Source organism: Methanosarcina sp. (genome assembly GCF_049706645.1).
Classification (GTDB): Archaea; Halobacteriota; Methanosarcinia; order Methanosarcinales; family Methanosarcinaceae; genus Methanosarcina.
The window spans coordinates 183,674-208,552 of record NZ_JBNAKP010000010.1; the positions used below are offsets into that span (position 1 = coordinate 183,674).

A 24,879-nucleotide genomic window follows, 5' to 3' on the forward strand; every position below is an offset into this window, starting at 1 on the left:
AATTAACTGACAGTCTCTCTGAAAAACTATTATTCTTTCAACCAGCCTTTTTCCATCCAGTAATCGCAGTTATGCGCCCAGTGTTCTTTGTTGGCAGGATGACAGACCTGAACCGTTCTCTCCAGGCTTCGTGTCTGGCTTCCTGTTCAGGGTATTGTCGCTTTTCTTTTATCACTTCAACAAGCTCTTTGCCCATTTCACGCGATTTTACAAGGGCTGCCTCCATTGCTTCAGGCCCCCTCGCCACCGAACATCCCACCCCTCCGATAGTTTTGCCTCCGCACTGTACTATAAAATTATCCATAATTCCAAGGACAAAATCGAGTTCATCGCTGCCTGCGGTTGTCAGGGAAAAGCCGTATTTTCCGTCAAAGAGCTGTTCGTGAATAACAAGCGGACTTCTATCGAACAGGGTCTTGAGCTGGGCGGTCACATTCGTTATATAATTAGGGCTGCTCAAAACTATGCCGTCGGCAATTGCATGCAGTGCAGTATTTGATCTTCATCTTTGCAATATCGATTGACTCGATGTCTGCTCCCGCTCCTGCGGCTCCGTCCAGGGCTGCGTTCAGTAGTTTTAAAGTATTGCTGTGTTTGCCTCTCGGACTTGACTGTATCCCAACTATTTTCATAGCTTCATCTCTGTTTATTTTTACAAAAATTACAGTGCTGTATTCAACTGAAGTTTTATTATCTCCGTTATAACTTTTAAAGAGGTATATGTGATAAGGATAACTGTATCACAAAGCTTTCTATCGTTTTTGAATATTCTTTCCGTAATCTGAATGTCTTTAGATTCTTCCCATAGAGTATCAAGTATCAACTAAGTTCTTCGCAGGAAAACTTGTAATACATGTACAACATATTGACTAATTAAAAAAAAGGGGCATGTTATAGTGGTAGGAGTGAAAAAAATTATAAAATATTTAACCCTGGGCGGCTTCGTTGGAATTCTGCTGGTTTACCTTAAGTTTAAGAGAGTGAACATAGAGGAATAAACTTTAAAGAATTCTAATTAAAGGCTCTGAAAAACTTTATTTCTATTCTTATACGCTTTAGGGTACTCTCTCCCTATCTGACATGAAATCGGGAAAATCCCTATCCAGTGAGACACATGGAAGATAATATTAATAAAATCCTTGAATAAGCAGGGATGTCACGGCTGAGAATTACCCTGGGATGCACTGAAAGAAAATGGCGGTTTTTCTCTAATTTTTGCGATATCTACCTCAAAAACCCTGAACTCGTAGCAAGCAATATCACTAAAAAATAAGTACGCCACATTTTTGATGACCTTTATTATATAACGACTGCTAATTATAAATACTATTTTTCTCTATTGTAGTACAATATCAGCCGGGGAATTAATAAAAGCTGGTAATATAAGCATGTAATATGATTTCAAAGATACCCCGGACTTAGAGTAATTTATTATAGTTTCACATATTTATTTAACCCTTCCACTAGTGTGGAATTCTGTTGTGAGTTGAGAAAAATGGAGTGCATAACTGCATTAAATTATAACTTAATTCACTGGAAAAGTTGAGGTAGTTTAGGGTATGAAAAAATACGATGTAATTGTTGTCGGGGCGGGCATAAGCGGGCTTCTGGCGGCGCTGACGCTTTCAAAGCATGGGAAAAAAGTCCTTGTTCTCGAGAAAAAACGGCATCTGGGTGGGAACTGCAACAGCTACATGGTAGATGGCTATCAGGTGGATACAGGAGCACACGCTATAACCCATCTGTTTGAAGGGCCCCTGAAGAGGCTGATGGATAACTATTTTGATTTTCTGCCTGTATTTGAGGACTATGGGCATTACTATGTCAGGACCGAAAATTCCCTTATTAAGGTCCCCTCCAACCTGAAAGATTTTGTGACTTTTGATGTGCTTCCGAGAAAGGACAGGGTTCTGCTTTCCCAGACCCTTACAAAGGCTTTTACTCTTTCCTCATTCGGAATAGACTTGTCTAATCAATCAGTGTATGATTTCCTGCCGAAAAACCTTTCAAAGGATACCTATGACTTTGTGGACACGATATCAGCTTTCCTATCGGGCAGATCAATGAAAGAAACCTCTGCCCAGCGCGTCCTGTCGGGAAGCAGTTTTGTCAGGGACAGTATCACCCAGGAGCAGTTTGATGCAATGATCGGAAGACTGGAGCCGAAAAAACCCCAGTCTGCGGAGTCTATCCTTGCTTCAATCCTCCCGTATCATCTCCACGCTTCGCTTCAGGCCAGGATGACAAGAGTCACCCATCCTTTTGCCTCTCTGGAAAGGCTTGCAACAAATAATGTAAATTACTCCCAGGGCTACCCCAGAAAAGGCTTAAAAGCCCTGCTCAACGCTATCCTTTACTCCCTTCCGGAAACCGTTGAAATCAAAAAGGAATGTGAGGTTAAATCCATTCTTGTACAGGATGGAAAGGTTTCAGGTGTCGAGGCCGATGAAATTTATACCTCTGATCTCGTTGTCTACACCGGTTTCGCAACTGAACTTCCCAGCCTTATAAAAGATCTTCCTCAGGAATATAAGGCAAATCTGGGAGGTATAGTCCACAGCAAAAGCCTGACCATCTGGCTTGGACTGGAAAGAGAGCTTCCCGAATTCAATTATACAGGCTCGGAGATCTGGTTCAGGGATTTCGCCTACTGGGCGATGCCTATCAGTAACTATGACCCTTCGCTTGCCCCCAAAGATAAACAGCTTATAGGTTTTTCCTTCGTGATCGACGAAAATAAAAGCGAGGAGCAGGAGCTTAAAAAAGCCTATGAAATGGTTTTCCGTGCCCATCCGAATCTCGAAAAGCATATAGATATGCAGCACGAACAGATAATGGTCCCGGAAAAAGCCGCAGTCACGATTAACGGGAAATTCGCAGATATTCGAACCCCTGTACGAAATCTTTATGTAGCGGGCACGGATACGGATAAGCGCAGCATGGGAATTACCCGGGCTTCATACTCAATCATCGAGCTTTTGAAACTTCTTAACGAGGATGGGAATCTCCATTAAAGTTTCTGCTTTACATTAGAACAAAAGAAAAACACTCTGTCATGGTTAAAACTGAAGGGCAGACCGATTTTTTTGTCAAAGTTTCGGGCAGGAGGAGTTAAAATTAGCGGTGTTTCAGGATTGAAGGGGATTCTCAGCCTTACATCAGGAATAATAAGTGTAATTATTTCCCTTTCTTTCTGGCTCGGTGCAGGAAGCCTGTTCTCAACCTCTTTTGCAATACCTTTTTCCATTCTCGGGATCATTCTGGCCAGATTGAGGCTGAAAAAATCCGAAGATGCAGTTGCGAAAGCAGGGCTTATAGCAAGTGTCTTTGGCTTTTTGCTTAATATTGCGTCATTCATCTTTTTTCTTATCTTTTTCAGGTGAGGGCAGAGTTAATCGAACCCTTTTTCGTTTCTATTATTAAATTTTTTCACTTTTATCTCGATTTTCCTGTGAAAGAAACTATCCTGCTTTGAGCAAATTTGTTTTCCCGGCCGCTGAGATCTAAACCAAGCCTGATGACTGCTGACAAAACGAAGACAGGGTAGTAAGCCAGGTGCATTTCTTACAAGCAATGCTTCCATCCTGAAATTCGGATGGTAAAAGGATTTGTAAAAATATGGAGAGGGTAGCTGCTTAAGAGAAAAGATTACAGACACAAGGGAAGACGGGATGAGGCTTATTTTTCCAGTTTTTTCCTCTCCTTCAGAGAAAAAAAATTCATGAATAGTGCTTTTTTCTCATGATAAAGCTCATATCCTCACATATCCATACTTACTTGAGAGAGAACCTGGGGGCATGAAGGATTCTACCGCTCGATGAAAACGAGGCTTTGGAACTGGGACTTAATCTGGTTGATGAAAAGAATGAAGCCGACATTAAAGAAGTCCTTAACTACCTCTCCGAGCTTGCATTGAAATATGCAAAAGAAGGACAGGAAAGCGACACAAAAAGATTAATCGAATATATTAAAAAGATAGGAGAAGCGGCAGCTTTTTCCAGGCTTGAGCCGGTCGTTATTAATACGCTTCTGCTTTTTTCTCCCATTGCCAGAGAAGCTTGCAGGCAGCACATGGAGAATGCTCTTGTGAGCATAGCACTCGCATTTGGAGAAATCGGAAAGGCCGCAGCAGGACAAAAAATGGAGATTTCCCCAAAGATCGCAGCTTCCTGCCTTGGTGAGATGGGAAATACCGCGGCTTCCAGAAGAGCCAAAAAGGAAACAATTGCAGTTATTTTTGCTCTTGGGGAAATTGGAAAAAGCGTTACATGGCAGAGATTGGGGGATGTCGCAAGCAGCACAGTAGCCCTTCTAGGGGAAACCGGGAAGGTTGCGGCAAGCCAGAAATTTGAGGACGCGGCATTAAACGCCGAACTATTGCTTCAGGAGATAGGAACCGGGGCTATTGAAAAAAACCTGAAAGAAACTGCGGATATAAGTGTCCGCTCTATTCAGGATATAGGAAAGACTGCAGACATGCAGGGGCTTGATAAGGCTTTGCTCCAGGCAGCCTATTCACTTGAAACGATTAAATTTAACGCCGAGGACCGCTATCTGATGAGCGCGTCTATAATTGCTGAAGTGGCTCTCCTGCACTTTGAAAGATTGGAAATTGAGAGACTGGAAGATAAGCTGAATAAAATTTCAAGGGGAAAGAAGAGATCTCCAGGTACGGGCTTATGAACTTTTCCGCTCAGATTAGTGAGTATTCTTGTTAAGTTTATCAAAGTTAATCAGCTCAGTATCGAATCGCGATATCTGCTTTCTTCATAGGGAAAGGAGTGCAGGAAGAATTATCTGGCTTTACGGTGCCTTTTCCCGATATAAGAACTTTTAGTGGGGTGTTCTGAACGTCTATTTTAAACGAAACTGGGGCAATGAACCTCGGGTTAATTTCAGTTAAGGATAATGATGAACTTGGTGTACTACGATCCATAGATTTCCTTACGGAACGGGGAACCGAATATATAAACAAGAGACTCGAGCTCGATGCAAAAAAGGCCGTTATCAGCATAAGAGATATAGGTAGCGCGGCTGTCTTTCAAAAAATGGAAATCGGGGTATTTTTATCGCTTTTTTCGCTTGGAAAGATGGCTGAAATTGCAAGAGAGCAGAAAATGACTGACACCGGTTTAAGCATCCTTTACTCTCTCTGTGCAATCGGGAAAGCGGCAGTTGGGCAGAATATGGAGTCAGCGGTCAGGATCGCAGTCTCATACCTTGGGGAAATTGCGAATTCCGCGTCGCTTCAGAAAACGGAGAGAGAGGCTCTGGCTGCAGCTCTGGCTATAGGGTCAATAGGAAAAGAGACTTTCGGGCAGCAGAGTATCCGGGTTCCTGAAAACGGAGGATTCCTCCCTCCAAAATCATGCGTCCTCTTATCTCAACCTCATGGAAAAGAGGCGATTATCTTCTCCGGAGAATTTCCGGGTATTTTCAGCCTGTTTGTTCAACAGGGAGGAGAAGCCGATTTCCTTCAGCATATTCCTGCCCTTTCGGAAAACCAATCTTCTTACACGGATTTCAGTGATTTCGAAAATATAATCATAAAAGCTGCCAATTCTCTGGGAACTATGATTTTTGAGGTCAAAGAAAGGTTTTTAATAAGCCATATGCTTATGACAAAACTTGCCCTTGACACTCTCAACGGCTCGGAATATATACACGAAGCCGAATCTCTGGATTGAAGGCTTCGAAAAGGCTAATTCAGTTGCTCTGAATAGTTTCAATCTGTTTCCGGTCCAGGGAAGCCCTGGATTTCAGGAGAAGCTCTTAAACTAAGAATCCCGAACAAAAAAACTGTCAGATGGACTGCTCAGCAGGAAAAAACGGAGATACTCCTGATAATTCTAAATCAACCTGATAATTCTAAATCAATCTGATAATTCCAACTTAATCTTATCAAGTATTCAATCTTAACAAATTCGCACGTTTTTGCTTTCGGGAAGCCCGGTTACGGGTCGAAAAAAGATTTCAGTACAGGCTGGAAAGGATTTCAGTACAGGCTGGAAAAGAATTTTCAGCTATTCACAGGTTCGAAGCCAGGCCGCCATCTTTTTCACAAGCAGTAAAGTAGGATAATGGAAAGGCTATAAATCAGTTATCTCCGGTTCCTGAATCTGTCGACTGGGACAATTCATTTTATAATATGAGCCTATCCCATAACTCAAAATTTACTTCTTTGGATCCAGTTTTTAAGCAACCAATCAAGCTTATGACTATGAAACCAATCATGAATATTTCTGATAATTGAGAATAAATATGGGTTTTGGGATAGGCTCTATAAGAATAATATAATTTAATATGCAGAGCGCGAGCTACAGATAATGAGCCACACATTGTAAAGCTGGAGCTCCATTAAGTTAAGGGACTTTTTGTTATTTTTCGATTTTTGATTGACTGCATTAAGCGATTGTATCTGCAAATTACTGAAAGCAGTGCTAATTCTGGCTATTCCTGAGAATATTGAGAAAACTTAGAATTTAAGGTTCATTTTTCAGAATATATATTTCAAAATGATTTTATTATTCCAAATTATTATCCTTACGGGTTATTATAAAAGCAGGATTTATTTTTGCCGGGATAACTTTATTAATCAGGGGGTTATTGGTTCATGAAAGAGGAGTTAGCTCAGTTTATTCTCATAATTTTCCTTTTAATGCTTGGGACAGCAGTAACACAGGCCGATGCTGTGGTTATAACCGTAGGCAGCAATGGGGAAGGAAACTATAGTTCTATTCAGGAAGCTGTCAACAATGCGCAAAACGGAGATACAATCCTTGTAAACGCCGGAGTATACAGGGAAAATATAAAAGTAGATAAGGAACTCATAATTATCTCACATTCTGCTCTCTCAGGCAGCCAGAATAACTGTACTTATGTTATAGGCGTAGTGCCTGATAATGCTGTCTTCAGTATCAACTCAGGCAACGTGACAGTAGATGGTTTCCATATTGTAGGAGGGCCCTCCGGAACGGAGATGTCCGAAGAGGTCGGATTTTACCTTGAAAGCGTGCGGAACTGCTCACTAAGCAACAATACGCTGGTACTTAATGATCTGGGTATTGTTCTCAACAATTCTCAGGGCAACTACCTCAAAGGAAATCTTATAAGCCTTGGGAATAAGGGAATTACGCTTGATAACTCTAATGAGAATATACTGTCAAATAATCTGGTAGTGAAAAATAACCAGGGAATTTCACTGGGTAATTCCATTAACAATACCCTTGTTAACAATACAGCAGGCTCGAACGAAATAGGGATTTTCCTGCGGATGTCTCAGGGGAATAAGCTTGCTTATAATCTCATTTTGAAAAACGAATATGGAATTCGCGGCCAGAAGGCAGAGTCCAATCTTTTGACCAGTAACAATGTGTACCTTAACGGCATTGGGGTATATCTTAGCGGTTCATCTAACAATTCACTCTATGAGAATGAATTTATTAACAGGCTTAATGCCGTGGACGAAGGAAACAATATCTGGAACAGTAGCTCGACAGGTAATTTCTGGGATAACCATACAGGAGCGGATGCTGATGGAAACGGCATAATAGATGCCCAGTACTTTATCAACCGGACGGCCGGAGCTACGGATTATATGCCTCTGGTAAACAGGCTTTCTTCAAGCAATAATTCCGAAACTTTGAGCGCTAATGGCAATGACTTATTGACTTTATTTAATAAAAAATACCCTGTGAAGTTTCCGAGTACCCGGGAAAAAGGCGTTGTTGTCGAGACGACCGAACTTGAGCAGATAAACACATCCCTTGAAGAAGGTCCGGTCTTTTTGAGACTCGGAGCTGAATGGTGCGGAGCCTGCCAGTCCATGAAACCCATTCTTGACGAGCTGGCAGCCGAGTACGGAGAAAATGCAACGATTATGTCCGTAAATATAAATCAGAATGTCCAGCTTGCAACCTATTTTGAGGTCGGCTATATTCCGGACTCTTCGGTAATTATGGGCATTGAAAATGGAAAATACGTTTACATGCAGCAGGATGGAAATGTTACCACAGATAGAATCAGAGCAAGAATTGTCGGACTGGAGGATAAAGAAGTATTTGAAAAAGTTCTGGAACATGCCCTTGCCTACGAAGTAAAAGGTAAATCAGGATAAAAAGAAGCTTTGGCTAGCAAACTTAATCTCGACCTGACTCAAAACCCGTTTTCAGCAAAAAAACGGGTAATATTCTTTTTTAATGAATCGTCTAGCTTACAAAATAGTAACACTAATAATCTCGTAACTTCATAGAGTAAGCCAGACTCTATTTCCTGTGCAGGCCCTGTACCTTACACAACAATCCGAGATTGACAGTATGCGAATAAAACGTACAGGCAACAATTAAAAATCTGCTGGGAAAAATTTGAAGCTTAATGTATTGTACTACCAATAAAGAGGGGCAAAAAGAATGATTACACTAAATGAGGCAGAGGCAGTTGAAGTAAGTTTATCTGCAGTTGACGAAGGAGATGAGAGCAGAGCTTTCCAGGCCCTGGATTCCCTTACAGGAATTGCGGCAGATTTCCTTTCTGAAAATGAAGAGGCAGATGCCGAGAGAGTTATTCTGTCAATTGAGAACGCCGCACAGGCAGCTGCAGAAAGAGATATGGAGCTAGTTACCATTAATTCTGTCCTGTCCCTCGGGAAACTGGCAAGGACAGCAGCAGAAAGGGGATTTGAGTCCGCCCTGGGCAGGGCCTCTATAGCAATCGGGAAAATCGGGGAGGCTGCGGCTGCACATTCGCTTGAAGCCGGCTCAAAGGTCGCTGCTACAACCCTTCTGGAGATCTGGAACTTTTCCTCAGAACAGTGGGATCAGGAAAAAACAATTGCCTTTTGTTTACTCTTTAAAGAGATAGGAAGCTCTGCTGCCAGAAGAGGTATGGAGGAAATTGTGCTCAATGCAGTAACCGGCCTGGGAGAAATCGGGAAAAAGGTTGCGGCAAAAAGCCTTGAACTTGAAACTGTCAGCAGCCTGCTTTTGCTTGAGGAAATTGGTAAGCTAGCGGCGGAAAGTTACTTTGACGAAGCCCTGAGCTCAACAGCGCTTTCCATAGAAGAAATAGGAAAGCTATCTGTAAGGAAAGGGCTTAGTGACGCGGTTTTACAGTGCCAGTGGGCACTTGAAACCCTGCGTGTCCAGGCTGAGGAAAGGCTTCTAAATAACTCTTCAGTAGTAGCGGAAGTAGCTCTGGACAACTTTACAGATGCAGGCTCTATGGATTCTGAGGAAAAGATGGAGAAATTTCAGGAAATAAAAGCCCTTCAGAAAAAAATCCAATCTACCCTCTAAATTCAGAAAAGAGAGGCTATGTAACTCAGCTCTTTGCATAACAAACTCCTTATGTAAACAAACTCTTTATTATGGCTCTCGGGATAAAGCTGGCCAGTAAGAATGTGCTCCTACTCCTTCTACTTGCGGCTATTTCTCTGAAGAAAGTTGGTAAAGAGGCTTCAAGGAATGGAATGGAAAAGAGGTAATTTTAAGCCTAATCTTTGAAAATTTCTTACTTACTTGAAACCATAAGTTTTAAATAAATTACTGAAGTATTTCTCTAAAACAAATTATCGTTTCATTAATAAGAGCTTGAGGTTTCGAAGTGAAGTAATTCTACTTACCGTTTGTTTTTACCGTGTATTTGGTATTCAACACAGTTGTTCAGGTAGGAGGAAGGTAAGGAGTTGAACCCTTCCCCCTACCATGGAGGTTGATTTTACTCATGCAGGAGAATATGCCAAAAATCCCTCATGAGTTTTTTTACTCATATGATATATATTATGCATGAAATGTATTTAACTCTTTCTATTTTATCTACATGTTAGTTATTCGGTACAGATTCTATTTTAATTTTAAGCAAAAATATAACTAAAGTGCCCAGGCAAAATTGGCTATTTTCTATTTTACTATCTTTTATGCTAATACTCTTATTTTACGATTCTACCTTTTTAGCTTTTTAATTTATTTTAATTTATTTTTGCAACTGATCCGTTAATTAAATCAAATTTTTAAAACTTTTTTATTCAGTATTCAGGGCATTAAAAAGCTCTTTTTGTAATAACAACCTTGAAGTTCCCGACAAACTTTTAAAATTATAGGAAGGCTAATATCCGAGTAAACCTATATAAATAATTAAATTCTAAAATTCGAGAGTTGTTTAAAGGATTTTACTGGAAAGGGGATTTAATATGTTCTCACTGAACGAACAAAAGGCTATTGAACTTGGAGAATCTGGAGAGCGAGCGATAAGAGAACAGAATGAATATGATGCGCTCCAATATGTCGACTACCTCCGGGAATTAGGGGAAGAGCTGCTTGAGGCAAACTTAGAGACGGATTTAAAGAGAGTAGTTATCTCACTCCGGAATATTGGTAACAAAGCCATCCAGAAAAAGATTGACAATATTGCGTCCACGGTTCTTAACGACCTTAAATCTCTTTCTGAAACTGCACTCGAGAAAAATTTCTCAAACGCAATGTGGTCTTTTTCAAAAGCTGCGCAGGAAATCGGAAAAGGAGCGATACAGTTCAAGATGCTTGAACCTGTAAAAATTGCGCTCGATACGCTTAAGACAATAGGGCTGGGTGCTGTTGAAAAGAAAATGGAGGTTGTAACTCTGTGGACTACCCTTGCACTTGAGGAAATAGCTTATATTGCAAATCGGCAGCAGCTTGAAGATCTGACCAAGGAAGCAAAAGATGCCAGAGAAGAAATTATAGAAGCCTCAGAATTATCAGGTTTCAAAACACGAGAAGAAATAGAAAAATACCCCCAGCTTATTGCACAAACTGTAGGTCAATTTTCAGAGCTCCAGGATCTCCAGCCTGCAGGCTATGCGGCCAGGCCCAATGAGGAATTCACAGAAGAAGAATTCTTTGAGGACGAAGGAGATATTGGGGAGCAGGAGCCCGAAACTGAGGCTGGTAAAAAAGAAAAATAAGCCTGATGACCAGGGAAAACGAGCCTTGGAATAAGAAAATTCTGGCTGTTTATACAGCCGTCTGTCTTTTTTTGTAATTCTTGGAAATCTCCAGAAAACTTTCGATTATTTTCAGCCCATTGGGAGTAAGCACGGATTCGGGATGGAACTGCAGGCCATAGATAGGGTACTGCATATGTTCCACGGCCATGATGCTCCCGTCCTCGGCCCTGGCAGTAATTTTTATCCCGGGCGCAGGTTCGCCAATCTCAAGGGAATGATAACGGCCCGCTTCGAATGGGCCTTCAAAGGCTGAAAACAATGCAGATTCTTTATGCAGGATCTTCGAACTTTTTCCATGCACTGGCCCGACCTTACTTCTTCGGACCAATCCGCCGAAAGCCACATTGATTGCCTGGTGTCCCAGGCAAACTCCAAGAAGGGGAATTTCCCTGCCCAGCTCCCTGATTATTTCCAGGCAATTTCCTATATCCCTGGAGTCAGAAGGGCTCCCCGGGCCCGGAGAAATAACCAGGGCATCAGGTTTTATCTCCCGAAGTTCTTCCAGGGAAACCGTATTGGGAAGTACCAGGGTATCTTTTTCGAAATAAGAAATGTAGTCCACCAGATTCCAGACAAAGGAATCCTTATTATTAATGAAAACGACCTTCATATGAAAGCACCTCCCGAATTCACCGCTTGCCGTACTTTTTCTCTACACCTTTCTCCTTTAAGCTCTTCTTTTCTGAGAAGCCTGTTTCCTGAATTCCTTTCCTGTAAAAAGCCCCTGAATAAACTTTTTTTCATATATTCACCCCAGAATTACCTGTAAACCATTTTATAGTTCTCCGCCTATAGCAGCGAGCATTGCTGCCATCTTACGCTCGGTTTCCCGGAATTCATAACCTGGATCGGAATCCGCTACAATTCCTGCCCCAGCCTGTACTGAAGCTCTCTTACCCTGTATAAGCACGGTCCGAATTACGATTGCAAAATCGGCGTCCCCATTCCAGCTGTAATATCCGACTCCCCCGCCGTAAATCCCTCTTGGGGAAGCTTCAAGTTCGGAGATAATTTCCATTGCCCGGATTTTAGGGGCTCCCGAGAGCGTCCCTGCCGGAAATATCGCCCTAAAAGCATCGAACTGGTCGCATTCCGGCCTAAGGGTCCCCGAAACCGTACTTTCTATATGCTGGACATGGGAATACTTCAGGACTTTCATGAATTCGAAAACCTTTACCGAGCCGCTTTCCGTAACCATCCTCACATCATTTCTCCCGAGGTCGACAAGCATTACATGTTCAGCCCTCTCTTTTTCATCGTGCAACATGTGCGAAGCAAAGGCTTCATCTTCGGCTTCGGTTTTTCCACGGGGGCAGGTGCCTGCAATCGGGTTTGTGATTACAGTCCTTTTATGGACAGTCAGCAAAGTCTCAGGGCTTGCCCCGACAATTGCCAGGCCTCCAAATTCAAAAATGTACATGTAAGGGCTCGGATTGATTGCCCGGAGCTGCATATAGAGTTCGAAAGGCGATTGCTGAAGTCTGAACTCGCATTTCCTGGAAAGGACTGCCTGGAAGATATCTCCTGCAAAAATATGCTCTTTTGCCTGGAGTACCGATTCCTCAAACTCCTGCTTTCCAGTACTGCAGCCCAAAGCAGGTGAGCCTGAGCAAATCGATTCGCCTGGTACTGCTGTTTCTATCGAAACCCCTGAAAGGGCAGCTTCCTTCAGTATGGAGCAAAGCCTTTCAGCCTCCAGCAGGGCTTTTTCATAGATTTCTCCGGCATCCGAATCCGGATTTACAAAGGGAGTAATCGCGACATATATCTCTTCAGTCATATGGTCGAACACAAAAGTCTTCGAAACAAGCAGGTACTGAAGTTCAGGAATCTCGGATTCGAAACCTTTTTCGGCTCCAAGCCAGCTGTCGTAGATGGCATCATACGCCGTATAGCCTATGGCCCCGCCCAGGAAAGTCTGCCTGTCAAAACGCTGCGCATTCAGGAGCCCCATCCCGTTTGCAGGGGGAAAAGCCAGGCGAAGGGCATCGAAAGCATCTTTTCCGTGAGGAACTGGAGCCGTGAACTTTATATTTTTCAGTTCTGAGTTTTCTTTCTCCGGATTCTCCTCCTTCACGGTTTCAGGCCCGCAGGCCTCCTCGATTTTCGACCGGATTTCTTTAAAAAAGGGTGAAGCGTTCGGATTCAGGAGCTCAAGAGTAATTTTCCTGTCATTTATTTCGATTACGGCATCGGGGTCATTTCCAACAAAAGAGTACCTTGCCCGGCTTGCCTGTTTTTCCACGGACTCCAGCAAGTATGAGTAGCCCGAAGTCCCTGAAACCCGCAGAGTGCGGTAAAGTTCAAGGGGAGAACAGGTAATGGTATCGATTCTTGCAAGGAGCTGGATAAAGCCTGGCTGGTTTATCCCTGATGCAAGCTCTTTGAATTCTTCTTTTCCAAGGTCAAAGGAAAGCATTGGCACACCTCACTTCTTCAATAAAACTTTTAATTTTCACGGCGTCCTTTTTCCCACAGGTCTCTACCCCGGATGCCGTGTCCACAGCATAAGGGGAAACAGTCCTGATGGCTTCCTGCACATTCTCGGGCTTGAGCCCGCCTGCAAGGATCAGGGGAAGCCGTGTTTCCTCTGAGATGCGCCGGCTAAGGGTCCAGTCGTGCACACAGCCTGTGCCTCCGGGCTTTTCGTATCTCGCCGTATCCAACAGGATAGAATCTACAGTATCGGCTTCTTCCAGAAGGCTGACCTCTTTGAGCAGGCTTGAGACAGAAGCCCTGTTTCCGGCTTTTTCGTCTGAACTTTCCTCCTGCACAGGTACGGATAGAGTTTTTATGATAGGGATGCCCGTTTTTTCCTTTATTATTTCAAGTTCGAGAAGGGGCAGCCTGGAATGGATCTGCACAATATCGGGGTTTGTCTTTTCAATCAGTTTCACGGCCGTATCCGAGTTTTCAGGCATAATTACCAGTACGGAACTCAGGGTTTCGGGGACTCTGGAAATGAGATAGGCAGCAGTGTCAGAATCGAGCTTTCTTGGGCTCTCAACAGGGACTTCCGTGATAAAGCCAACCGCATCGGCTCCGTAAAGGGCTGCGAGTTCGATTTCTTCAGGGTTGCGGATTCCACAGATTTTAGTTCTTGTTTTTAATTTCAAGCCCTCTCCCCCGAGGCCGGGCTTAATACGGAAGTTCCGGAGCGCATAACAATGCCTCTTCCCGGAAGAGTGCCCTTACTGTTCTGTTCGTAAAGCCCTGACGTAAAAGTCCTGAACTGGTTGAATTTAACCATAACCTTTCCACTGTCAATGGCATCCTCGGCAATAGGAATGGCCTGCCGGATAGAGCCCACGATCCCGCTCACGTAAAGGGCTGCGGCTGCATTCATCACTACCAGGTCCCTTTTCGGGCCTTTCTGGCCCTTAAAAATCCTCAGCAAATCCTTGGCATTTTCTTTCGGAGAACCGCCCACAATCTCGTCGGGGCTTGCCCTCAGCATACCCAGAGACTCAGGGGTCAGGGTATAGGTTGAGACCCTGCCATGCTTGAGCTCTGCAACATAGGTCTCACCCGTGTTTGAAATTTCATCCATCCCGTCCCCATACACCACAAGGGCATGTTCGGTTCCAAGTTCAGCAAGGGCAAAAGCTATTGGCTCGCAGAGCTTTTTATCAAAAACCCCTATGACCTGTCCTTTCGCGCCTGCAGGGTTGGTCAGGGGCCCAAGGATATTGAAAACCGTACGTACTCCGAGTTTTTTCCTGATCCCTGCAACCCTCTTCATAGCCGGGTGGAAGACCGGAGCAAACATAAATCCTATTCCTATCTCTTCTATTGTTTGCCTGACAGGTTCGGGTGCCAGGTCAATTTTAATTCCCAGGGCTTCAAGCACATCCGAACTTCCCGACATCGACGTGGCAGCCCGATTTCCGTGCTTGGCTACAGGGACACCTGCTGCTGCGGTCACGATTGCGGCTGCTGTCGAGACGTTGATGGTATTAAGGCCATCCCCTCCTGTCCCGCAGGTATCTACAAGCCTGAAAGGGGTTCTGGGCCGGATCGTGTTTGCAGCTTTCTTCATTCCTCTTACAAAGCCCGCAATTTCTTCGGGCTTTTCACCTTTTACCCTCAGGGCAAGCAGAAATGCCCCGATCTCCTCATCCTGTGCAGTACTCAGGATTTTGCCTACTGCAGCTTCGGCTTCGTCTGGGCTCAGGTCACGTCCTTGTTCCAGCTTTTTAATGTATCTCTGCATTTTCTCCCGCCTCCTTCGAATTCCTGATTTTTCCGCTTCCGATTTGTCTTAAATCCGAGCAACTGTCCTTTTTTATATTCCGGGTTTTTTCCTTCAACTGGCTCTCCTTATCCCGGATTTGAGCTCTTTTGCAAGGGCTTCCAGCCTTTCGTTTACGTCTTTCCCCTCTTCTATAATCCTGACAAAAGCCGAGCCGACTATGACTGCATCCGCTCCTGCTTCTCTAACTTCTGCAGCCTGCTTTCCTGTGGATATCCCGAATCCCACAGCCTTTGGAAGCCCGGTTTCTATTCTGGAAAGCAGCTCTTTGGTAGATGACGAGATATCTTCCCTGGCGCCCGTGACACCAAGCCTTGAGACAAGGTAAAGGAAACCTGAGCCCTTTTCCAGGATTTTTCGGACCCTTCCTTCGGTTGTTGTGGGCGCAACCAGAAAGATCAGGTCAAGCCCGTGCTTCTCACAGCTGGTTTTCAGGTCAGCCGCTTCTTCTACCGGGATATCGGGCACTATCAATCCGCTTACTCCGGCGTCTGCAGCCTGTTCTACAAATTTTTCCACTCCGTACCTGAACACAGGATTGTAATAGGTCATGCAAACAAGGGGAATCCGGACATCAAGGGCTTTAACAAGCTCAAAATAACGCTGCGTATCCATGCCGGCTGCAAGTGCCCGCTGGCCTGCCACCTGGATGGTCGGGCCGTCCGCTACAGGGTCTGAAAATGGGAAACCCAGTTCTATGATATCCGCGCCCCCGTCGACCAGAGCCTTTACAATCTCCCCGGTTCTTTCTACGGAAGGATCTCCTGCCATTATGTAGCAAATCAGGGCTCCTTCTTCTCTTTCCCTGAGTTCGGAGAATTTTTCGGAGATTTTTTGCCTTTCCATCTCAGATCCCCCCTCTCAGGCCCAGGACGGTTTCCAGATCCTTATCGCCTCTTCCGGAAAGGTTTACGACAACTACCTCTCCCAGTTCCCCGGTTTCCGACGCTTTCTTCAGGTAAGCAAGGGCATGGGAAGATTCCAATGCAGGAATTATTCCTTCAAGCCTGCTGAGCTCATGGAAAGCTTCAAGGGCTTCATTGTCGGTCGCATACCGGGCTGTAACCCGGCCGCTCTCGGACAGGTAAGCCAGTTCAGGCCCGACCCCTGAGTAGTCAAGCCCTGCAGAAACGGATTCGGATTCAAGGATCTGCCCGTTTTTATCCTGCAGTACTTTTGTTCTTGCTCCGTGCAGGATCCCTTCTTCTCCTGCACAGAGGCAGGCTGAGTGAAGGGCTGCTTTTTCCGTACATTTCAGGGATTTTCCTCCGGCTTCGACAGCAATAAGTTTGACTTCCGTATTCTCTACAAAGGGGTGGAAAATTCCCATTGCATTACTTCCGCCACCTGCACAGGCAATAATGGAATCAGGCATGCGCCCTTCTTTTTGCAAAATCTGTTCCTTTACTTCGCGCCCTATAACGCTCTGGAAATCCCTTACTATTACAGGATAGGGATGAGGCCCCACAACCGAGCCTATAAGGTAATGCGTGTTTCCGATGTTCGTGACCCAGTCCCTGAATGCCTCGTTAATGGCATCCTTAAGGGTTTTTGAGCCGGTCTCCACGGGTTTTACTTCCGTGCCCATGAGTTCCATGCGGTATGCGTTCATCTGCTGGCGTTTGATATCTTTGGCACCCATGTACACAACGGTTTCAAACCCGAGATTCGCCCCTGCCATAGCTGTTGCAGTCCCATGCTGGCCTGCACCGGTTTCGGCAATTAGTCTGGTTTTCCCCATGTATTTTGCAAGCAGGGCCTGCCCAATGGCATTGTTTAACTTGTGTGCCCCTCCGTGCACAAGGTCTTCCCGTTTAAGGTAAATCTTTGACCCGTACTTTTTGCTCAGGTTCCGGGCAAAATAGAGTGGGGTCTTCCTGCCTGCAAAATCCTGCAGGTAATGGTCAAGCTCGGCAAGAAATTCTGGGTCGTTTTTGTACTGCTCGTATCCTGCTTCCAGTTCTTCTAAGGCCGGCATAAGGACTTCGGGTACGTACTGTCCCCCGTATTTCCCGTATTTTCCTTTTACCTGGCCTGTTTCACCGCTTTTCGAATTTTTCTTCGAACCTGCGAGTTCATTTAAACATGAGTCTTCTGTCGGAAATTCTGAAACTTTAGTTCCTGTCAATTCAATTGCTCCCTTGTCTTTTTGATGTAATCCTGTAGCATAATTTTGATACTTCATCTGGCGTTGTGGTTTTTGGTGTCATGATTGAAGCAAAATTTAGTTTTGAATGGATTTTGTGTGGATTTTTCAACCCTGTCCAGCAGGCTGAAAGCTCCGAAAAAATCTGGAAAAACAGTTATTAACGCCAGCAAACGCTCTGGACAAATTCTCTCGTTTTATCAAAAACAGAAGCACTTTCCATAAGTGCAGACCCTATCAGCACGGCATCCACTCCTGCCTGGATTACCCTTCTTACATCCCCTGTGCTGTTCATTCCGCTTTCGCTTATTATAAGATGCTTTGTTCCGTGGTCAAGGTCGTATTCCCGGATAAGGGATGCCAGTTCTTCTGTGGTGCCGAGCTTGATTTTAAGTGTTTCAAAGTCCCGGTTATTAATGCCTATAACTCTTGCATCGGTTTCCAGGGCAGAATCAAGTTCTTTTCTATCGTGAACCTCAACCAGCGGCTCAAATCCCTTTTCAAGGGCAAGCTCGACAAAAGAGCCAAGTTCTCCCCCAAGAATACCTGCAATCAGCAGCACAAGATCGCTTTCGGTTTCTTCAAGCTGTGCCCTGTCAATAATGAAATCTTTTCTCAGGACCGGCAAGCATACCTTTTTTCGGACTGCATCCAGGTTTTCAAGCGAACCCCGGAACACTCCGGGCTCGGTCAGGACCGAAACTGCAACAGCTCCGGCTTCTTCCATCTCCCAGGCGAGCTCGGCAGCCGTTGCAGGCGTGATATCCCTGAAAGTTTTCCCTGGCGATGCGGGCTTGACCTCTGCAATTACAGGCACTCGCCCATCGGCCTTTGCATCTGCCACCGCAGAGAAAAAGTCCCTTTTCTCAAACCCTGCCTTCGTGCTTTCAGGATATATCTGCGGCCCGAAAGTCCGGATGCGGGTTTTTGTTGTGTTGAGGATATGGAGGATCGAAGCGTGCATTATTTATCACTAAGGTATATTTGTGTACATCAACGTCTAATGAAGTACTTTCTATAAAAAGGTTTTGGACGAGGGTTCTGTAAAGTATGTGGAGTTGATATGTGCCTGAACCACTATGAGAATAGGGGCCAGAATTAGTGTATATCAATAAACAAACCGTATTCTGCTTCAAATTGCAGTGTAGAAGCTTAATCCACAACCTTACAAACTCTTTAAATTCTCTCGTTAATATTTCGTAAGGTTACACAAACCTTAAAATGCATTCTTCTATCAAATTAAGGTACGAAAAACAGAAAAGAGATCTACAAGAGACTTGTTTTAAAATTAAGGCCTTTAATCGAAAGTTGGGAGAAGTCAGGCCTGTTAATCTCTAATAAAAACGTGTTTAAATTAACCAAAAGAAGTCATATGGCAATCTACACCGGTATACAATCATTCTGTAAAATTACTGCTTTTTGGCTGTACTTTTGACAGAAGCGGTTATTTCCTGTTTATGGTGATAAAAACAGACCACAAAGCCCGGCTGTGTGTTAGAAAAGCGAATCCAAAAAAGAGAAGCCTAATAATATAGTTTCTAATTACATCTTCTCTGGCAATTTTATATTATTATTTCCAATTATAGTAAGTATCTTATATTGAGCCGGTTGACGAAACGCGACCAGTAAAAATGTTAAGAAAAAAATTAATTACCTGCAGAAAGCAGGGTAAAATTAACACATCTGGGTTCAGTTAAGATAGAAGCATTCAAAAAGTATCATTTTTTATGCAGCATATAAGGATATATTGGAAATTTGCCGCATATAAGATTTAAAACCGAGCATAAAATAGTTAAAATTAAGCATTAAATTTGTTAACTCGCGACAAATAATAGCGATATAATCTAAAAACCAGGTGATAAATATGGCAGTTGTTGGGCAGTGGACATTTCATTATGACTGGGGATGCAGTGGAAGCTACGTTCAGGTGGGAATAACTTTCAATAACAATGGCACTTTCAATATTCCGTCACAGGGCCTTGCCGGAAAATGGGTGCAGAGCGATGGAATGATACTCTGGCAGTTTGATACCAGTAAGACAAGCTACGGAGGAAATTTTGCCGGGAATGCAATGGCTGGTTTAATGTCCACCTTTGCCGGATTAGATGGTTGCTGGTATGCGATAAAAGCAGGAAGTACAACAATGCTGGCCGAAGAGCGCAAGGCAGAATTTGATGCTTCCGGTGATAAGGCAAAATACTAAAAACCAGCAAATCAGGAATGCAAGGGGAATCTCCTCCCCCTCGCAAATTCCCCAGGAAACAAGAACCAGGAAATAGGAATATTATTAGCAGGTTTACCTATTAATAGACTTACGCAGTTTAAATCCAAAATCAAGCAAAATAGACTTTTTAATTAAACCCATGCTTTAGACAGTTGAAGGTATAAATATTGATTTCTCAATTCAACCATGTAACTTCTTATTGATATAGAATTTTTTATGTTATTTTTTACGGGAATTTTCATCGAGCAGTTAGTTACAAGGGTTAATGCCTAACCGATTTAGTTTTGACTGGCACTGAAACACCACTTATATTTTCTTATTTATTTGCTCAAAGCCAATCGGCCAAACCGTACCGTCATGCAAAACAGTACCGTGTACAAAACAGGATCGTAGTGCAAAACAGGATCGACTGAGAGATATTGTTTACTCTCCCCCAGAGTAACATTCTCTGATTTACTGAGTATCACCAAAAAAGAAATTAATCTGCCGACAAGATCATCGGCTTAAACATATTAAATTATCGACCCGTCTATTTTCTAAATACCTGTCTATTAAGCCACAAATTCAATAACGACACCCCGATTTAAGCATCGAGTTTGAGTATCGAGTTTGAGTATCGAGTTTGAGTGTCGAATTTGAGCATTGAATGTGAGCATCGAATGTGAGTATCGAATTTCAGTCAAGAACCTCTACCATGCCCCCAGGCTTCGGGATATATCTTCACTCGCAGGCACAGTACTGTAACTTTCTCCAGACGTCGAATTAGCAGCTTCAATCATGCCATCCAGGTACCCAACGCTTGAGTTAAGTTCTGCCACGTTTTCATTTAAGGAAATCAGGGCTTCCTGCATCTCACTCAGGTTTTCTGGATTCGATTTCAGCACAGTAACTATGGAATTTACTGTTTCTATGCCTGTATCCGTCCCATTGGCCTCAGGCTGCAGAAAATTATCTCCCTCAAGCTCGGAGTTCGGGATTTCATTTATCGGGTCAAGATTATTGTCAGATATTTGAAGCACGGATGCAAGCAAATCGAAACTCAGGAGTATTTCCCTTTCCATTCGCTCAATTTCATTGTATCTCGATGTAAGATCGGTTTGACCGACTTTATCCCCCAGAATATTCTCCATCTCATAGTTTAACGCTACTGAAACCGGTAGCATTGATAGCATAACCAGAAGAATTACTGCTATCCGCAGGTAAAAAATCCGGCGTCTGTTCATATAGTTTCCCCCACTATTACTTCTCGCAATTTAATAGAATTTCCCATTGTTATAAATAACCCAACCTGGCTATAAAAGTTTAATCATTCGTATAAAGTTATAGAACAAGTAGAAGGCCTTCAAAAAGATAAACGGACTGTTAAAAGTAGATACTAAGATTGAGACATTATCTTATTTCTAAGCTGTTAATTCGCCTGAGCAAGAAAAGTAATATTGTTTATTCATGAATTATCCCTCTTATTGAACTGAAACATAATTTTTCCTCCCAGTAAATTAGTTCTCCTGAGCTCTCCTGAGCACAACTCAGTTTCTTTATTTGTAAATATTCCGCTTGAGCGAACGAAGTGAGTGAAACGGACCCCGTCCTCCCGAGACGGGACTCGGGCAGCGAAGCATTTACATGTAAGGTGAGCATAGAATGCACAAAAAGCCGACAAAAAGACCGGCACAAACAAAAATAAAACTCAAAGACTGGCAGAGGAAAAATAATGGCTGTATGGAAGGGAAAGAAAGTGGTTCTGCATACCACTATGGGTGACGTAACAATCGAGCTATTTGAGGACATGCCGATTACGGCAGGGAATTTCGCAAAACTCGTGGAGAAAGGCTTCTACGACGGAGTTGTTTTCCACAGGGTTATCGACAAATTTATGATCCAGGGCGGAGACCCGACAGGCACAGGCATGGGCGGGCCAGGCTATGAGATTCCGGATGAATTCACGAATCACAACCGGAACGAAAGGGGAACTCTATCCATGGCAAACGCAGGTCCGAACACAGGCGGCAGCCAGTTCTTCATCAATCTTGTCAACAACAATTATCTCGACAAGATGCACCCTGTCTTCGGGAAGATAGTTGAAGGCATGGATGTCGTGGATTCGATCGGAAAGGTGAAAACTGACCGCCAGGACCGCCCGAAAACCGAAGTGAAAATCATAAAGGCTGAACTGGTCTGAAACTTCTTGCACTTCAGGGCAATCCCTGCTCTGCAATTTTTCTATTTTCTATTTTTTACTCTCTATCCTATACTTTCTATCTTTTTCTGAATCCTTCTTTCTGATCATAAATTCTGATCGGATTTTCGGATACAATGATAAAAAAGCCCGTCCAATATGAATATAACTTCTTTTAGCGGAGACTGAAGCCTGCTGAATGTTCACAGGAGAAGAGATTTTTGTGTGGGAAACAGAAGAAGGGTTAGATTTTCTGGCCAGTGAAACCCTTAAAGCCAGGTATCTGCGTGAGGGGGAAAAAGATTGGGAGGACGTCTGCAAGAGAGTTGCAGAGGCAATTACAGTAACTGAGGACGAGTCTCTGGAATTTAAAGACCTGATGGTCAGAAAGATTTTTCTTCCGAGCTCGCCCACACTCATGAATGCAGGCACCGAACTCGGACAGTTTGCAGCCTGTTTTGTAATTCCTGTGGAAGATAGTGTTGAGGAGATTTTCGATTCGGTTAAAACCGCAGCCCTGATCCAGAAAACCGGAGGAGGCACAGGCTTCGATTTTTCGAAAATACGCCCTGGCGGTTCCTCCAGCTCCTGTGGGGAAGAGGCGACGAGCGGCCCTGTAGCCGTCATGAAATTTTTTAATGAGGCAACTGAAATCGTAAAACAGTTCGGGAGGCGCCGGGGAGCCAATATGGGTATCCTTGACATTTCCCACAATGATATCCTTTCTTTCATCAGTGCAAAACATGTTGAAGGAGAGTTGAGAAATTTCAATCTCTCGGTTATGGTGCCTGATGCTTTCATGGAACTCGTTGAAGCCGATAGAGCCGATGAGATCTGGAACAGGCAAACAGGCGTGACTGTAGGGCGCATATTTTCCGAGATTGTCGAGGGGATCTGGAGAAACGGCGAACCGGGAATTCTTTTTTATGACCGTATAAACAGGGATAACTTCACGCCTGCACTTGGAGATATCTCGGCAACGAATCCCTGCGGAGAAGAGCCGCTTCTGCCTTTTGAATCCTGCAACCTGGGCAGCATAAATCTTTCACTTTTCGTTGTAGACGGAAAAGTAAACTGGGATTTTCTCAGGGAAGTGGCCGGAAAAGCTATCCGCTTCCTGGATAACGAAATTGATAAGAATACCTATCCTGTTCCGGAGATCGAGGCTGCAACAAAGAAGACCCGGAAAGTAGGGCTTGGGGTAATGGGGCTTCACGATATGCTTTTAAAGCTTGGGCTGCCCTATGACTCCCCGGAAGCTCTCGAGCTTTCGGAAAAGCTTATGGAACAAATCACCTGGGCTGCAATCAGGGAATCAAGAAAACTTGCTGCGGAAAAAGAGCCTTTTCCGGAATATGAGGATTCCACATGGGAACTTCCTATAAGAAATGCAGCCTTAACCGCGGTCGCTCCGACAGGCACAATCAGCATTCTTGCCAGTTGTTCGGCAGGAATTGAACCTGTTTTCAGCTGGGTATACAGGCGGACCCAGACCGTAGGCAAGGAATTTACGCTTGTTCATCCGTTTTTCACGGCACATTTCAAATCAAAACTGTCGGAAACTGACTTTAACTGGCTTCTTGAGCACGTCTATAAGTACGGTACCCTGCAGAATGTGGAAAACCCGGAACTCGTAAATGAAGAAGAAAAGCGGCTTTTCAGGTCGGCGCTTGATATCGATTGGAAAGCTCATATTGATGTGCAGGCAGCATTTCAACGGCATTGCCATGCCGGAATTTCGAAAACTATCAATATGCCCGATTCCGCAGGAAAAGAGGACATCAAGCAAGCTTTAATTTATGCCTGGAAACAGGGGCTCAAAGGGCTTACTATCTACAGGACGGGAAGCAGGCAGCGTGTTGTGCTTAGCCTGCAAAAACCTCAAAACTGAACTGTAGCCTGTAAAATGATATCTGATCCCAAGACCGAACTTGTAACCTGTAAAGATCGTTATGCTCTCAAGATTGAATTTGTAACCCGCACGCCGAACTGACTAATAATTATTAGAAAGTATTATCTTACTAAAAATATATATACATTCGTTCCCTCTAAATAAACTATGACTGCCGCCTTTAAACACCACTTTGAACTCTTAACCGCCTGCATTATTTACGGTACTGTCGGAATTTACATGCAATGGCTGGGGGATATGTCCGTAGGCTCAATTATTTTTTACAGAGTCCTCTTCGGACTCTCAGCCATCTTATTTTACCTTGCAATTACCGGAAATTTAGGTCAGCTTGCTCTAAAAAGAAAGAAAAATTACCTGCTCCTCCTGGGAATCTTTTATGTTTCGCAAATGTTTTCCTATTATTCTGCAATTCGTTACCTAGGAGCTTCTTCAGCCGTTCTGCTGCTCTATACGGACCCGATTTATCTAACCATTCTTGCCCCTCTCCTGCTGGGAGAAAAAAATACGGGAAAAACGATTCTTGCTCTTTTCCTGGGCCTGGTAGGCGTTTTCTATGTAACAAGGCCGGAAGGAGGCTTTGAACAGCTTGATTTTGGGAGCAATTATCTTAAAGGAGTACTTTTCGGGCTTACAGGAGGCCTCTTCAGCAGTGGCGTAATAATCTCGGTTCGATACCTCCGAAATGAATATAATGGGCTTACCCAGCTCTTCTGGCAAAGTATAGTCAGCCTGTTTTTCCTTTCACCATTTGCAGTTTCCGTCCCAAGAGATGTGCTTGCCTCAAACCTACCAGTCCTTATGCTCTTCGGGGTACTGATTACAGGCATCGGGGCAGTGTTTTATATAAGGGGTGTAACAGGAGTGAGCGCTATTACAGGCAGTATCCTTACCCTGCTTGAGCCGGTCTCCTGTATATTCTTCGACTATACGGTACTAGGAAACCCGATTCACCACGGAATGCTTATCGGCTGTATTTTCATCCTTGCCGCGGCAATTGTTATAAGCCTGGACGATTCGGTCTCCCTGAAAAAATTAGTCTTTTGGGACAGAATAAACTTTGGCAAAAGAACTTTTGTCAGGAAAAAACCTGTTTTAAGAGTACACAATAAATAAATTTTATCTTTTAACCCTATCTTTTATTTTTATTTATATTTTTTAAATTTTCCTTCAATTTTAAACCCTACTTCA

At 43.7% G+C, this 24,879-nt stretch carries 20 protein-coding genes and 1 pseudogene; 10 read left to right on the forward strand and 11 right to left on the reverse strand.

The genetic code is table 11. The features are described 5' to 3' along the window. Positions 1 to 37: 37 nt before the first annotated feature. Positions 38 to 632: pseudogene (locus ACPK8D_RS04225) on the reverse strand (flavodoxin family protein). Between the two features lie 927 nt (positions 633 to 1,559). On the opposite strand from ACPK8D_RS04225, the gene ACPK8D_RS04230 reads away from it, so the two are divergent. Beyond that, entirely contained in the window at positions 1,560 to 3,014 is a 1,455-nt protein-coding gene (locus ACPK8D_RS04230) for a phytoene desaturase family protein (protein ID WP_424716590.1), read from the forward strand. On the opposite strand, the gene ACPK8D_RS04235 is transcribed toward ACPK8D_RS04230, so the two are convergent. Further along, positions 3,011 to 3,358 carry a hypothetical protein gene (locus tag ACPK8D_RS04235; protein ID WP_424716591.1) on the reverse strand — a complete coding sequence of 116 codons (348 nt, stop codon included), beginning with the start codon at positions 3,356 to 3,358 and terminating at the stop codon, positions 3,011 to 3,013. The genes ACPK8D_RS04230 and ACPK8D_RS04235 overlap by 4 nt on opposite strands. A gap of 473 nt (positions 3,359 to 3,831) precedes the next feature. Here ACPK8D_RS04235 and ACPK8D_RS04240 point away from each other — a divergent pair, with 473 nt between their 5' ends. The 5 genes from ACPK8D_RS04240 to ACPK8D_RS04260 all read left to right on the forward strand — a co-directional run bounded on the left by ACPK8D_RS04240 (position 3,832) and on the right by ACPK8D_RS04260 (position 10,939). Then, complete coding sequence (locus ACPK8D_RS04240; protein WP_424716592.1) at positions 3,832 to 4,683, forward strand: hypothetical protein; 852 nt, start codon at positions 3,832 to 3,834, stop codon at positions 4,681 to 4,683. A gap of 194 nt (positions 4,684 to 4,877) precedes the next feature. Beyond that, positions 4,878 to 5,687 carry a hypothetical protein gene (locus tag ACPK8D_RS04245; protein WP_424716593.1) on the forward strand — a complete coding sequence of 270 codons (810 nt, stop codon included), beginning with the start codon at positions 4,878 to 4,880 and terminating at the stop codon, positions 5,685 to 5,687. Positions 5,688 to 6,613: 926 nt separating this feature from the next. Beyond that, the gene (locus ACPK8D_RS04250; protein WP_424716594.1) at positions 6,614 to 8,116 is read left to right on the forward strand and encodes a NosD domain-containing protein; all 1,503 of its coding nucleotides are present in this window, start codon (positions 6,614 to 6,616) and stop codon (positions 8,114 to 8,116) included. Between the two features lie 292 nt (positions 8,117 to 8,408). Further along, complete coding sequence (locus ACPK8D_RS04255; RefSeq protein ID WP_424716595.1) at positions 8,409 to 9,293, forward strand: hypothetical protein; 885 nt, start codon at positions 8,409 to 8,411, stop codon at positions 9,291 to 9,293. A gap of 893 nt (positions 9,294 to 10,186) precedes the next feature. Then, positions 10,187 to 10,939, forward strand: a complete 753-nt coding sequence (locus tag ACPK8D_RS04260) for a hypothetical protein (protein WP_424716596.1) — start codon at positions 10,187 to 10,189, stop codon at positions 10,937 to 10,939. Between the two features lie 49 nt (positions 10,940 to 10,988). Here the strand turns inward: ACPK8D_RS04260 and ACPK8D_RS04265 are convergent, their stop codons facing one another. The 8 genes from ACPK8D_RS04265 to ACPK8D_RS04300 form a co-directional block, all read right to left on the reverse strand. After that, positions 10,989 to 11,591, reverse strand: a complete 603-nt coding sequence (locus tag ACPK8D_RS04265; protein ID WP_424716597.1) for an aminodeoxychorismate/anthranilate synthase component II — start codon at positions 11,589 to 11,591, stop codon at positions 10,989 to 10,991. Next, a complete protein-coding gene (locus ACPK8D_RS04270; protein ID WP_424716598.1) occupies positions 11,588 to 11,725 on the reverse strand; it encodes a hypothetical protein in 138 nt (45 codons plus the stop codon). Before ACPK8D_RS04270 ends, ACPK8D_RS04265 begins: the two co-directional genes overlap by 4 nt. 31 nt (positions 11,726 to 11,756) lie before the next feature. Next, positions 11,757 to 13,400, reverse strand: coding sequence for an anthranilate synthase component I (gene trpE, locus ACPK8D_RS04275; protein WP_424716599.1), 1,644 nt, complete (start codon positions 13,398 to 13,400; stop codon positions 11,757 to 11,759). Further along, entirely contained in the window at positions 13,387 to 14,097 is a 711-nt protein-coding gene (locus ACPK8D_RS04280) for a phosphoribosylanthranilate isomerase (protein ID WP_424716600.1), read from the reverse strand. The genes trpE and ACPK8D_RS04280 overlap by 14 nt, the downstream gene beginning before the upstream one ends. Further along, positions 14,094 to 15,194 carry an anthranilate phosphoribosyltransferase gene (trpD, locus tag ACPK8D_RS04285; RefSeq protein WP_424716601.1) on the reverse strand — a complete coding sequence of 367 codons (1,101 nt, stop codon included), beginning with the start codon at positions 15,192 to 15,194 and terminating at the stop codon, positions 14,094 to 14,096. The genes ACPK8D_RS04280 and trpD overlap by 4 nt, the downstream gene beginning before the upstream one ends. Positions 15,195 to 15,287: 93 nt before the next feature. Then, on the reverse strand, positions 15,288 to 16,079 hold the full coding sequence (gene trpA, locus ACPK8D_RS04290; protein WP_424716602.1) for a tryptophan synthase subunit alpha: 792 nt from the start codon (positions 16,077 to 16,079) through the stop codon (positions 15,288 to 15,290). Between the two features lies 1 nt (position 16,080). Then, positions 16,081 to 17,361: a tryptophan synthase subunit beta gene (gene trpB, locus ACPK8D_RS04295; protein WP_424716603.1), complete on the reverse strand. Its 1,281-nt coding sequence runs from the start codon at positions 17,359 to 17,361 to the stop codon at positions 16,081 to 16,083. Between the two features lie 178 nt (positions 17,362 to 17,539). Then, complete coding sequence (locus ACPK8D_RS04300) at positions 17,540 to 18,343, reverse strand: indole-3-glycerol-phosphate synthase (protein ID WP_424716604.1); 804 nt, start codon at positions 18,341 to 18,343, stop codon at positions 17,540 to 17,542. Positions 18,344 to 19,243: 900 nt separating this feature from the next. Between ACPK8D_RS04300 and ACPK8D_RS04305 the strand changes: the two genes are divergently transcribed. Then, positions 19,244 to 19,582: a hypothetical protein gene (locus ACPK8D_RS04305; protein ID WP_424716605.1), complete on the forward strand. Its 339-nt coding sequence runs from the start codon at positions 19,244 to 19,246 to the stop codon at positions 19,580 to 19,582. 710 nt (positions 19,583 to 20,292) lie between these two features. Here ACPK8D_RS04305 and ACPK8D_RS04310 read toward each other — a convergent pair. Beyond that, entirely contained in the window at positions 20,293 to 20,826 is a 534-nt protein-coding gene (locus ACPK8D_RS04310; RefSeq protein ID WP_424716606.1) for a hypothetical protein, read from the reverse strand. A 488-nt stretch (positions 20,827 to 21,314) separates the two neighbouring features. Between ACPK8D_RS04310 and ACPK8D_RS04315 the strand changes: the two genes are divergently transcribed. The 3 genes from ACPK8D_RS04315 (at position 21,315) to ACPK8D_RS04325 (ending at position 24,804) form a co-directional block, all read left to right on the forward strand. After that, positions 21,315 to 21,782, forward strand: coding sequence for a peptidylprolyl isomerase (locus ACPK8D_RS04315; protein WP_424716607.1), 468 nt, complete (start codon positions 21,315 to 21,317; stop codon positions 21,780 to 21,782). A 196-nt stretch (positions 21,783 to 21,978) separates the two neighbouring features. Beyond that, positions 21,979 to 23,670, forward strand: a complete 1,692-nt coding sequence (locus tag ACPK8D_RS04320) for an adenosylcobalamin-dependent ribonucleoside-diphosphate reductase (protein ID WP_424716608.1) — start codon at positions 21,979 to 21,981, stop codon at positions 23,668 to 23,670. 168 nt (positions 23,671 to 23,838) lie between these two features. Beyond that, entirely contained in the window at positions 23,839 to 24,804 is a 966-nt protein-coding gene (locus ACPK8D_RS04325) for a DMT family transporter (RefSeq protein ID WP_424716609.1), read from the forward strand. Positions 24,805 to 24,879: the final 75 nt, after the last annotated feature.